Annotated in this window: 10 protein-coding genes and 1 tRNA gene; 3 read left to right on the top strand and 8 right to left on the bottom strand. The window is 54.8% G+C overall.

Annotated features, from left to right (window positions below):
• Window positions 1–8: 8 nt before the first annotated feature.
• The 8 genes from KA369_19065 to KA369_19030 all read right to left on the bottom strand — a co-directional run bounded on the left by KA369_19065 (window position 9) and on the right by KA369_19030 (window position 7,356).
• Entirely contained in the window at window positions 9–371 is a 363-nt protein-coding gene (locus KA369_19065) for a hypothetical protein (protein ID MBP7738085.1), read from the bottom strand.
• 3 nt (window positions 372–374) lie between these two features.
• Window positions 375–824: a hypothetical protein gene (locus tag KA369_19060; protein MBP7738084.1), complete on the bottom strand. Its 450-nt coding sequence runs from the start codon at window positions 822–824 to the stop codon at window positions 375–377.
• A gap of 100 nt (window positions 825–924) precedes the next feature.
• Window positions 925–1,293, bottom strand: coding sequence for a hypothetical protein (locus tag KA369_19055; GenBank protein ID MBP7738083.1), 369 nt, complete (start codon window positions 1,291–1,293; stop codon window positions 925–927).
• A 297-nt stretch (window positions 1,294–1,590) separates the two neighbouring features.
• Window positions 1,591–2,439: a lamin tail domain-containing protein gene (locus tag KA369_19050; GenBank protein MBP7738082.1), complete on the bottom strand. Its 849-nt coding sequence runs from the start codon at window positions 2,437–2,439 to the stop codon at window positions 1,591–1,593.
• 110 nt (window positions 2,440–2,549) lie between these two features.
• A tRNA-Leu gene (locus KA369_19045) sits at window positions 2,550–2,635 on the bottom strand.
• Window positions 2,636–2,730: 95 nt separating this feature from the next.
• A complete protein-coding gene (greA, locus tag KA369_19040; protein MBP7738081.1) occupies window positions 2,731–5,433 on the bottom strand; it encodes a transcription elongation factor GreA in 2,703 nt (900 codons plus the stop codon).
• Window positions 5,434–5,655: 222 nt separating this feature from the next.
• On the bottom strand, window positions 5,656–6,507 hold the full coding sequence (locus tag KA369_19035; protein MBP7738080.1) for a hypothetical protein: 852 nt from the start codon (window positions 6,505–6,507) through the stop codon (window positions 5,656–5,658).
• A gap of 114 nt (window positions 6,508–6,621) precedes the next feature.
• On the bottom strand, window positions 6,622–7,356 hold the full coding sequence (locus KA369_19030) for an endoflagellar filament sheath protein (GenBank protein ID MBP7738079.1): 735 nt from the start codon (window positions 7,354–7,356) through the stop codon (window positions 6,622–6,624).
• A gap of 402 nt (window positions 7,357–7,758) precedes the next feature.
• On the opposite strand from KA369_19030, the gene lepB reads away from it, so the two are divergent.
• The 3 genes from lepB (at window position 7,759) to KA369_19015 (ending at window position 12,273) form a co-directional block, all read left to right on the top strand.
• Window positions 7,759–8,274 (top strand): signal peptidase I, encoded by a 516-nt coding sequence (lepB, locus tag KA369_19025; protein MBP7738078.1) that lies wholly within the window; start codon window positions 7,759–7,761, stop codon window positions 8,272–8,274.
• 359 nt (window positions 8,275–8,633) lie between these two features.
• Entirely contained in the window at window positions 8,634–11,120 is a 2,487-nt protein-coding gene (locus KA369_19020) for an NTP transferase domain-containing protein (GenBank protein ID MBP7738077.1), read from the top strand.
• 52 nt (window positions 11,121–11,172) lie between these two features.
• Window positions 11,173–12,273, top strand: coding sequence for a M20/M25/M40 family metallo-hydrolase (locus tag KA369_19015; protein MBP7738076.1), 1,101 nt, complete (start codon window positions 11,173–11,175; stop codon window positions 12,271–12,273).
• Window positions 12,274–12,383 lie beyond the last annotated feature (110 nt).

Below are 12,383 nucleotides of genomic sequence, written 5' to 3'. Positions count from 1 at the left end.
GTCCGTGATCAGCAGGTGAGAACGCGTTTCAGGGTGCCGGAAAGATGTTCCGTGTACAGGTGCTGGGCGATACGGTACTGCGCCGATACTTCTAAATCATCCCACGCCAGCGGGCTTTCCCGGCGGATCCCCTCTATCTTGATGAGCTCGTCTTCAGGGTCAATATATATCCTGCTGCACCGGACGACATGGTGCTCATCGTCCCGGGCGTGGGATATGCTCACGCTGATATCGGCTGAGCATTCGGCCTTTTCCGACAGGATCGCCATGACGAGCCGCGTCGTCTTGACCTGAAGGCTGAAAAGGTTCATATCCATTTCCACCAGCATATCCCCTAACCTCGCGTCAACAGTAGTATCCCTCATGTTCATGGTTCATGCCCCCCTGCGCATAAGCCGGGATATCCCGGCCCTCCGATCCATGAGAAATCCGAACAGGCCGACACGCCTGATCGCCGAGGACATGTTATAATTATCAATGTCGATCTTGCAATTGTCCGTGTAGAGTATGTCCAGGACCCGCTTCAGATCATCGCTGGGGAGATCCTCGATATCCTTTCCAAAGAGGATGCCCTCGCAGAGCCGGTCATCGGAGCTTGCCAGGTCCCCGCAGAGGCGGTCATCGTCATCGACGAAAACATTGGTTATCTCATAGAAAAACAGTGAATCCCGGCCGGACCCGACCTTATCCCTGATGATCAATCCATGGAGCTGTACCGGGGCGCTGGTCCCGCGGGTCATAGCGAAAATCCGCTCTTTAATGGCGAAGAGGATCTCCTCCCTGGTGTTTTCCATGACATCACCGATGTTTACAACCTGTTCCATGGGGCGCTCCTTGCCGGTTTTTTTGACCTGTTTGATGATCATATACTGATATTTTCGGACAATTCCCCCAATTTCTCGACATAATATTTTCTTTCGCGCCCTACTCTTCCGGCTCATCGATACTATCGCAGGACCAGGTACCGTCCCAGACCGGGCCTGTACGGCCAAGGCTCCTGTTGACCATCTCGGAAAACCTGGCCTGGACATAGACCATGATCCTGGCAACCCTGTTCCGGTCCATGGCGGTCCATATCAGGATATGGAACCCCTCTTCGGTCATGGCGAAGGAGAAGGTCTCCACGTCATGGAAGAGGTCCAGGACCTTTTCGGAGATTTCCATCATTGTCGATTCATAGAGCTTCTCCTTTTTCCTCCTGCCGAAGAACCCTGAAAATTCCTTGAGGTCCAGGCACCGCGCGTTAACGCTGTAGATGACGACGGCCGGTTTTGTTCTCATGCGCTGCTTCATTGACAGCCTCCCTGTTGTTTTGGTTTATACAGGGGTAACGAAGGGGATTGGGAAAAATGAAATTTTTTCATGACGGATGGCTAGATTTTTCATAATGGGACCAAATAATGGAGCATAAAACCGCTTCAGCTATTCGCATTAAATTTCATTAGAGGGGGGTATGCTGCTCACGCTAACAGGGGGCAGGATGCCCCCGCCCGCCATAGTACTGGAGGTACTATTTTTGGCGGGTGAGCGGGAGCAGCGTACCCCCTCATCATGATAATAATCATCTTTATGTCGCAGTGATGTTGCTCACTAGAATCCCGGGGTCGGAGAGCCATTGGACCAGCCGGCGGAAGAGATGCTTGATGTAAAATTAATCCGGAACACCGACTGCCCAGCCTGCGCGGCCGGAAGCGCGGCCGATCCCCACGACTCAGGGGTCATGAAATCCTCAGTGCCCCCCTTGATAAAAACCGTGTCCATCACGGCGCCGTCCGGAAGCTTGAGCAGCACCGTTTCCCCGCTGTTGTTCAGGCTGAAGGAAAAATTTCCGTAATCGGGGCTCTTCCCGAAAGCCGCGGCGAATCCTTCACTTGATTGGGCGATGACCGCCCATGATTTCGGCCCCATGACACTCGACGGGGGGAACACAAAGGCTTTGCTCGCCGCGGCTCCATCGACCACCATCATGCCGCCTATGTCGCAGGCATAATCGTTATCATTGTAGAGCTCTATGAACTCCTTCCCGTCATCGGCCCCCGCGGCGTCATAGAAGACCTCGCTTATCATGATCCTTGAATAATCGATCCTGCGCCGCACCTCGACCGATCCCGCGGCCTGGATGCCGTCAATGGCCGCGCACACGGTCCCGATGCCGGGCCTCAGGCCGGTAATGACACCCCCCTGATCGATGGAGAGGATGTCCTCGTTCATGGTCTGCCACACCGCGGATGGGGCTTCCTTTTTCCTCCCGTCGTCAAGGATGACGTAGGCCTTTGCCTGAAGGGTCTCCCGCTCAAGGATCGACGAATTTGATAAAAATAGCTCGATGCCCACTACCCGTGGTTCCCCTAAAGCCAGGAACGGTCTGTATCGTCCGGGATAATCGCATGATACAATAAGGAAAAGAAGAGACAGGCAGGCTCCACCGATGATTTTCATAGGCCCTCCGTGTGAACATGGTTCTACGGAGTTAAACGATCCGCCGGCGGGCCTGCGAAAAAAAAAGCGTGTTTCCGAAAAAAAAGCGACGATCTTCATCGTCGCTTCTGTGCCGCGAGAGGGACTTGAACCCTCACAGGCGTAATGCCCACAAGATCCTGAATCTTGCGTGTCTGCCAAATTCCACCATCGCGGCATATCAGGATTAATCAATAGTTGCGAAAGGCCTTATTTGTCAAATAAAATTCTCATTTTTTATGCCGGGATTGCTTCCCGCAGCCGGCCATCGCATCATATCCTGTATTTCTGTATTTCCTTCACCTTGTAATTTTTCTTCCCTTCCTCGATATCAAGGCTTACCGTATCGCCCGCCTTCAATCCCAGGAGGGACCGCGCGATGGGTGAGCGGTACGAGAGGACCCTTTTCTCGAAATCCGCGTCCCACGGGCCGAGAATGGTGTAATCCCGTTCCTCTCCCTGCTCGGCGTCCTGGATTATGACCGTGGTGCCGATGTTGACCGATTCCGTGGAAATCTCGTTGCGGTCCAGGATCTGGGCCTTCTTCATTTCGCTGTCAAGCCTTGAAATGGACAGCTCCAGCGTCGCCTGCTTTTCCATCAGGGCGTTGTATTCCACGTTCTCCCTGATGTCGGCGGAAACATCGGCTACCTTGGTGAGCTCCTTGGATATGTTCACCAGCTCGACCGAGACGAGGCGGTCGAGCTCGGCCTTCATTTTATCGCGACCCTCCTTTGACACGATCAGCTTCTCCACGTCGAACTCCCACGCCTCGTCGGGCTGGGTCTTTACCGGCTGGAAGTCGCCGTATTTCGAGCGGATGACGCCGAGGAAGGTCTCCTTCTGCGCCTCCTCGACGTAGGACACGTTGCAGAACAGGTCATAGAGCTTGCCCAGGAACGCCGGTTCGAACTGATCGACGATCGTTTTCAGGACCGTCGAATTGCTGTCAAACAGGACGTCGAGAACCATGTTCTTCAGCCGGTTCCCTTCCAGCTCGATCTTCTTGAGCTCATTCATCAGCCTGAAGCCGGTGACCGCGAGGCGCTCCCGGGAATAATCGAGCCAGTCGTAATCCCACTGCCTGCTCAGGAGGTTCCGGGCGACCCATATGAAAATCTCCGGGTACTGCTTCGCCCCGGTGATGACCCGGTCTATGAAACCGTTGATGATCGAGTAGGAGTGGTTCCTCATCAGGTTGTTGAGGATATACTTGTGGATCCTCACCGGCGTCTCGAAGAGGAGCTCGGAGAGGACGTGCGGCCAGTCCTCGCGGGACTCCTCGATGAGGTTGACCAGGTCCTTCTTGTAGTCGTAGGACGATATCTTCATCGAGAGGAGCGCCAGGTCATGGCTCCCCTTTATGAAATCGATGACCTTCTGGCGGAGCGCATCGAGCTTGAGCTTCGAGGGATCCACGAACTTTGTCATGTCCTTCAGGATCATGTACGACAGGACCTGCCGCGTCTCCGAGTCTCCCTTCATCTCCTCGGTGAAATAGTCGATGAAGTACGGAACGACGGAAAGTCCCTCCTCCTTCTCGATGTTGTTGACGAACTCGATGGCGAAATCAAGCTTCTTGCTGAAGGAGTCGGAGGTCGAGAAGCTCTCCAGGAGCTCCTCCGCGAAGGTTACCGGCTTGTCCCGCGTGAAGATGAGGTCCTTCTTCTTCTCGGAAAATCCGTAGTGGGAGTCGCGCTTGATCTTCGTGCGCGCCTTGCTCCACCACTTGGACCACCCCTTCTCGGAGACGTAGGCCGGGATGAGCTCGCGCTTGATGTCCTCCAGCAGGATCTTCCCGCCGTAGGAGCGTATCAGTATCTCAAAGAACTGCATGAAGTCGTCCTTGAACAGGTTGTTCACCAGGTCCGGGTCCTCGTACTGCATCACGTAGAGGTGGTCCTTCGGTATCGGCGTCAGCGACTGGAGCGCCATCTGGATCGACATCTTGTGGTCGGGCTTCCCGCTGAAATTGATGACGATGTTCTCGCTGTCCATCTCAACGATCTTGCCCAGCTTCCAGGTGTTGTGATAGGCGTGGTTCCCCTTGTCGAAGACGATGTTCTTCTCGAAGTCCTGGATGGCGTACTTGACCGGGGTCTTGTAGTTCGCCAGCTTCGAGAGCTTCATGAACTGCTCGAACTGCGAGTGATCCTTGTACTTGACGCGGTAAAGGGCGATCAGGTCGCGCCGCGCGTGGGCGTCATCCGGACGGTACTTGAGCACCTTCTTGAGAAGCTCGATGGACAGGTCCGGGTTCTCCTCGTCCCGGTACTTCCCCAGCAATATCTTTATCAGGTTCGCGACCAGTTCGAACTGCTTGGCCTCAACCAGGAAGCGCTCGATACGCTCGAAAAAGGGTATGTCGCTCCACGACACGGACACGAGTCTCGTCCAGAGGCTCGTGACCTCCTCGTATTTCTTGTTCTTTATGAAGCCCTCGATGGAAAGCTTCATGTAGTGGATGCTCTTGTCAGGCTCCTCGTCGATGATGGCAAAGGCGAGCTTTTTCGACAGGTCCGCGTCAAAGCGGTCGATTTTCAGGAGGTTTTCCAGGACGGGGATGGCGTCCTTGTTGCGGCCGAGCCGCTCGAGGCTCAGCGCCATGGCGCGCAGGGCCGCGCTCGATTCGCCGTATTCCAGGATCTTTTCCGCGATCAGCTCCACCACGGCCCACTTGTGGTATCCGGTGAAGATATCGATGAGGCGCCGGAGCTGCTTGGCGTCCTCCGGGCGATCGAGGTGATACCCGAGCTCACCGATGAGGTACATGGACGTGATCGAATCAGGGTGTTCCTCCATGTGCTTCTTGCACGCGTCCAGCGTTTCCTGGATCGCCTCTTCCGAAACAATCGCATTGAAGAGATCGTCGAGGATCTTGAATTTTGAGATGCCTATGTCCTTCGGTTCGATCCTCCCCCACATTTCTTCCTTGAAAAGGGAATCGAGTTTTTCCATTATTTTCTGTTTTGCCATACCATCAACCTGCCTGTATAGTATCGGGATAGCGCCTGAAAAAGCCGGCGCCCGCCGGCGAGATAATCGGCCCGCTGTTCCCGGCGATCACGGCGGCAGCGGCGCCCCCCGGCCGCCCCGCCGGAAAATCAATATTTCAAAAATACAAAATACCCATCATTGAAGAAGATGGGTATTTGCAGACAATAAAAAAAGAAATGAAAGGAATGTAAAGCTATCTATCTACTGCTGTTTCTTTTCACCACCCTTGTCCTGTCCCTGGCTTCCTCCCTTGGAGCCGCCATCCATCAATTTGTGAAGCTCGTTGCCGTCGAAATTGACTTCGTAGGTGTCTGTCAGAACTTTAATCTGGTCAAAGAAAAAGTACGCTGTTTCCATGAGCTCTTCCCGCGGGGCGTTCGGAACCGCCCTGAGGACGAACCTCGTGATCTTGGTTATCCGGGTCTGCGGAAAAGACTCGAACTGCTGCGGCACGCTTGAGGGGATCTCCACTTTCAGCGGACGCCAGCCCACGAAATTGACGGACCCGAACTTGAGGATATGCGTTGAGCCGCGGTAATCCTTGACCCACACTTCCAGATTATAGGGGTGCCCCCGGCCATGGACCCAGACAGAGATGCCCTTGGACTGCCCGGGAAGTTCGAGGCCGCGCTCCTGCTCATCCTTGCCGGTGCTCGGGTTATAAGTAAGCTTCGGGCTCTTCTCCTTCCAGTCCAACTGGGGCGGAGCGAGGATATGGACCTCGTTTGCGCCCGGGTACCTGAACTGGAAGCTCACGCCGAGGCATTTTTCCTTCTTCTTGCCTTTTTCGGTGAGAGACCACTCCTCAACGTTCATGTCATTGGGAGAGGCGCTGATTATCTTCATATCCAGCCGGTTCACCGGGTTCTTCATTTTGAGCTTCTGCTCCGTCTCGGCCTTGACAAACTTTTTCGGAACCGACTCTATTTGCCAGCCATTATCTCCGATGTTCACATTCTCAAAATCCTCCACCACAAGGGCCTTCAGCTCATTGCCGCTGATGTCGGAGGGAACATTAGTCACAATCTTAGATTGCGCCGTTCTGGTCCCCATAATTCCTACGCATAGGGCCGTTAGTATGCTTAACATGAATGCAACTGATCTTGTATTAAACCTTCTCATTAGAAGCCTCCCTTCTTATCCTATCTTGCTTAACATATCTCAATTCTACCAGGTGTCCTTGATCGTTTCATCGCCGGTGAATTCGGACAGATCGGTAACGACCCTGAATTGATCTATATACGTGTAGAACGTACCGGGTACTTCATAATTATCGCATTCGACAAAGAACGATACAAAATGAAGGTTCTTGTCCAGCAGAGCGTAGCTCGCAGACTGGGGAAGCCAGCCCGGTATGATGACCGACATCTCTTTCCATCCCCAGAAATCGAGGCGGCCGACTTTCAGCTTGTGAATATGGCCCTTGTAATCGCGGAGCTTGATATACATGGTATGCCTGTACTTGCGTCCCAGGGCCCAGAACTTCATTTCGCGGGCCTTGCCCCTGATGATATATTCATTGGGCGGGAACACTTCGACCCGGTCGAAACCCCTGTCAATGAAATATGTTTTAATGCCCAGCACGAAATCATTTTTATGGGATATACCGTTCTCGTCGGTTACCTCATTCTTGAATTCTCCCGCCTGACCGTCTTCGTTGACGGCCTGTCCCTGATCATTGACGGGACGGGGCTTGCCGGGGATCTTTCTGGTCTTGGTATCGCCGAGAGGACAGGTCGCAACGGCCCGCCAATCCTCGCAGTCTTCAAAATCGTTGACCCAGTCCACGACCAACCCGTCCTGCTTCTGCTTCTTTTCCTGGGTCTCTGACTTCTGGGTGTCCGATTTAGGCTCTTGCTGCGCCTTGAGATTTATTGTTCCACTGCCGAAAAACAACATCATCAATCCGATTGCTAACGACAATGTACTTAACCGGGTCATCCTTTTCATTGCCAACTCCTTTGAAAATGATATTCTCTATAGTATAATATCCTTACGATAAGTACACCACATTGTTACTATCTTAATAGATATTCGGCTTCCTACTATTTTATATTTAGCACAAAAAAATATCAACAGGGGCCAAAAAAGTACCGCCTATTGATCTAATGGCCTCACTTACATGAATAATATAGATTCAATCATCCTTGTCAAGAAATTAATGATGAGTCTTTGTGCATTCCCTCAATTAGACCGCCATCATAGATGCCGTTTTACGACATAATCGATTAAAATTATTATTGCTTTATTTCACACAAGGCCTACGGATATCCCCGTACACTATAAGAATCTGCCGGCAGGACCATGAACTACCAGGAACGAACGGGGAACGGGATCCTCATTAAAATACTATCCGCCGTGGCGGGCATTATCACGGGCTTCATAATCTGCAGAATAGCCTTCATTTCATTCACCATGCCCGACGCATCCATGGAGCCGAACGTTACCAGGGGGGCCCATGTTTTTGCCCTCAGGCACATCTCACCCGCAAAGGGGGACATAATACTCTTTAAAAATCCCTCCGAGCCGGACCGGGTCCTCCTCCGGAGGGTCGCCGCCGTTGAGGGTGACACGGTGGAGATCCGCGACAAGACCTTCCGCGTGAATAACGGCGCCTACAGCTTCCCCTGGAAGACACGGTCACGGGACACCCGAGTGTTCCCCATGAATTTCTCCTTCCGGGACAATATGCCGGCCCTTAAGGTCGGGAGGAACCGCTACTTCGTCCTGAGCGATGACCTTGACAACGGTTTCGACAGCCGCACTTTCGGCCCCGTGGCGGACGACCTTGTCATCGGCAGGATGATCTACAAGTATTAAACTTGCCGCGATCCTGTCATTTCGATAAATCCAAAAAATCAACCAATCAACCTATTGAGGGCCCGTACCCTGTGATACCAGTAATGTAGTTGACATTCCCGATTCCCCTGCCATACTACCTTCACCATGCGTCGCGCTCTGCAATAAGGGAACCACGAAAAATCAAATATGGATGTTCCCTTGGGGCACTTTCAGGGTAAAAATTAGAATTTTTCAATGTTGCTCTCTTGAAAATTCAAATTTTTAGAGGCGCCCATCAACGCATATCCCGGTCAGAGCATCTTTTCATTTGATATATCAGAGGCATCCCGGTTCAAATCTGTATAGCGCTTTACCGCGCTAATGAGGAGATAGCATTCATGATCAAAGCGGTCATCATGGCCGGCGGCGAAGGAACGAGGCTCAGGCCCCTGACCTGCAACAGGTCCAAGCCGATGGTTCCCATTGTGAACAAGCCGGTCATCGAACATACCATCAATCTTCTAAAGCGGCACGGGATACGGGACATCATCATCAGCCTCTTTTATCTGCCGGAAAACGTGCAGAACTACTTCGGCGACGGATCCGAGTGGAACGTCTCAATGACCTATTCCCTCGAGGAAACGCCCATGGGCACGGCCGGGGGCGTCAAGAAGGCCATCGGTGACAGCACGGACACCGTCGTGGTCCTCTCCGGCGACGGTATCATCGACTTCAATATCTCCGACATCCTGGAATTCCACCGGCGGAAAGAATCTTCCTTCACGATCGTCCTCAAGCGCGTGAGCAAGCCCACGGATTACGGCATCGTGATCGCCGGCGAGGACGGCAGGATCGAGCGGTTCCTGGAAAAGCCCTCATGGAGCGAGGTCTTCAGCGACACCGCCAACACCGGGCTTTACGTGGTGAATCCCGCGGTCATACACGAGCTGGTCCCGCCGGACGCCAAGTTCGATTTTTCCATGGACCTCTTCCCGCTCCTCCATGAGAAAAACATTCCCCTCTACGGGTACATCGCCGACGGGTACTGGTGCGACATCGGCAATCTCACGACCTATTCCGAGGTGCACCGGGACATCCTCGGCGGCCTGGTGAATATCGACCTTCCCGGGAAAAAGATCGCCCCGGACGTCTGGGCGGGAAAGGACATCGAGATACACCCAACCGCGCTCATCAGAGGACCGGTTATCATGGGCGATTTCGTAAAGATCAAGGAGGGGGCCGAAGTGGCCGAATTCTCCGTGATAGGCGACAACTGCGTCATCGAGGAGAACGCGTCGATACGAAAATCGGTCATACTCCACAACACCATCATCGGCCCCACGTGCGAGCTCCGCGGCGCCGTCATCGGGAAGCGATGCGTCCTCGAGCAGCACGTGGCGGTGTACGAGAGCTCCGTCATCAGCGACGACTGCCGCATCGGCGCCGGCGTCGAGATCGCGGCCGGCATCAGGATCTGGCCGGACAAATACATCGAGCCGGGTACCCGCCTCGCCGAGGACATCGTCTGGGGCCAGCGCGAGAAGAAGACCCTCTTTTCAGCCGACGGCATCGTCGGCACCTTCAACGTGAAGATAACGCCCGAATTCGCCTCCAAGCTCGGATCCGCCATCGGAGCCTTTCTCGGCAAGGACGCGAAGATGACCGTGAGCCGCGACACCACGACGGCGGCGCGCCTCATCATGCGGGCCTTCACCGCCGGGCTCCTCTCCATGGGCGTCGATGTCTACGACATGGAAATCGAATCGATGCCGGTGAACCGCTACACAACGCGGTTTTTGAACGCGGACATGGGCGTATACATTCAGATCGCGCCGCTCACGGAGCTGCAGTTCATCCAGATACGCCTCTTCGACAAGCACGGCTTCGACATACCCCTGGGCAGCGAAAAGAAGATCGAGAACATTTTCTTCAGGGGCGATTATCCCCGGAAAGAGGCCTTCGAGACCGGGAAGATCTTCTACCCGAGCCACCACATCGAATCCTACATACACAATACACGGTTCTACGTCACCGAATCATTCCCCGGCGTGAAGCAATGGAAGGTCATCATGGACTGCTTCAACGGCACCGCCGCGCACGTATTCCCGGAGCTCCTCTCGGCCTACGGCTGCGGCACGACGGTCCTGCGGGGGCAGATCAAGGAATTCACAAGGGAGGAGGAGACCAAATCCGACACCCGCAACGCCATCGAGAGCATCGTGCAGATGGCGCGCATGAACGGCGAGATCGGCGTTATCGTGGGTCCCCACAGCAATCATATAACCGTGGCGGACGAGCGCGGACAGATCCTCACGGACGACGACATCATCGCCATCCTCTGCCTCTACCACCTGAAATACCGCGGCGACACGGTCATACACATACCGGTGACCTCGTCAATGACCCTCGACCGTCTGGTGAGCGCCGCCGGCGGGACCGTGACGCGCACCAGCACCACGCTCCGCGCGCCGGAGGGGATCACCGACCTCTTCCGGGGAGGGTCCGGCCGCTATCCCCACCTCGAGCTGCGGTACGACCCGATGATCGTGTTCCTTCTGCTCCTCGACTTTCTCACCCTCGAAAATAAGCCGCTCCACGCGATCAAGGAGTCCCTTCCCAAGGGCAACATCATCCACACCTCCATATACTGCACCGCCGACGAAAAGGCTGCGGTCATGCGCGAGATGACGACGGCCGGGGCTGATAAAAAAATTGAATTGATTGACGGAATCCGCATATGCGAGGAAAATGCCTGGGTGCTGATACTGCCCGATGCGTCGCAGCCGCTGATACACCTCTATGGGGAGGGCGAGACCACGCAGGACCGCGATGCCGTCATGGAGAAGTATTCCCTCAGGATAAAAAGCTACCTGAGCAGCATATGACCGGACCCAAGGGGCCCGTGGACAATAAAATCCGCCGTTACGAGGTTTATCAATGTTTCAGCTCAACGAAAAGCGCCTGATCAAGACCTTCACCGACATGGCGAAAATATCATCGCCGTCGTGGCATGAAGAAAAGATGCGGGCCTATATCATGAACGCGGTGAAAAAGCTCGGCGTGAAGGCACGATCCATTCCCTGCGGCGATTCATACAACCTCCTTTTAACCAAGCCGGGGGACCCGAAGCGCAGGCCGGTCCTCTTTTCGGCCCACATGGACACGGTCACGCCCTGCGATCATGTAAAACCCCGGGTGACGGGGGCCAGGATCACCTCGGACGGCACCACCATTCTGGGAAGCGACGACAAGGCGGCCATCGCCATGTTCCTGGAAAGCCTGCGGTATATGGCGGAAAACGGCATGGCCCACGGCGCCATCGAGGTGCTGATAAGCTGCGCTGAGGAAACGGGGCTTCACGGCATGAAGGGCTTCGACACCTCGGTGCTTAGATCCAAGCACGCCTTCGTATTCGACAGCGACGGGCCCGTCGGCAAGATCGTGCTCCAGGCGCCTTATCATTCCACCATGACCATCACCGTAAAGGGGAAAGCCGCCCATGCCGGCATGGAGCCGGAAAAGGGCATCAACGCCATCAATGTTCTCGCCGATGTCATCACCCGTCTCCCGGCGGGCCGGATCGATCACGAAACCACCGTCAACGTGGGGACCATAGCAGGCGGCCGCGCCACAAACATCGTGCCTGAAAAGGCCCAGTGCGTCCTCGAGGCGCGCTCCCTCAATCTGCGGAAGCTCAACGAGCAGGAACGCGTCATCCGGGCACGGACGAAGGAGGTCACCGCCGGCTACGGCGCAGGCTGCTCCATTGCCAGGACCATGGAGTATTCCGGCTTCTCCATCAGCCCCGATGACGGCATCGCGCAGCTCGCGGCTGCCGCCATGAAGCGCGTCGGGATCCGGCACCAGTTCGAGGTCTCAGGCGGCGGGAGCGATACCAATATCCTCAACAAGGCCGGCATCAGCGCCATAAACCTCTCCGCCGGCATGCGGAAGGTGCACACCACCGCCGAGTTCATCATGATCCGCGATCTGATCAACGGGACGAAAGTGGTGCTGTCGATTATCGATTTGATGTGAATATTTTTTTCTATTTCCCCCTGACAGGGGGTGTGACCGGGAGCCGGTCTTGCAATTTTTGCGAGAGGAAGAGGGTGGCTTCCCTCTTCCTCTCGCGCTCTTCATCACCC

The organism is Spirochaetota bacterium (assembly GCA_017999915.1).
Lineage (GTDB): Bacteria > Spirochaetota > UBA4802 > UBA4802 > UBA5550 > RBG-16-49-21.
The sequence above is the reverse complement of the archived record's forward strand: the minus strand, read 5'-3'. Positions and strand labels throughout refer to the sequence as shown.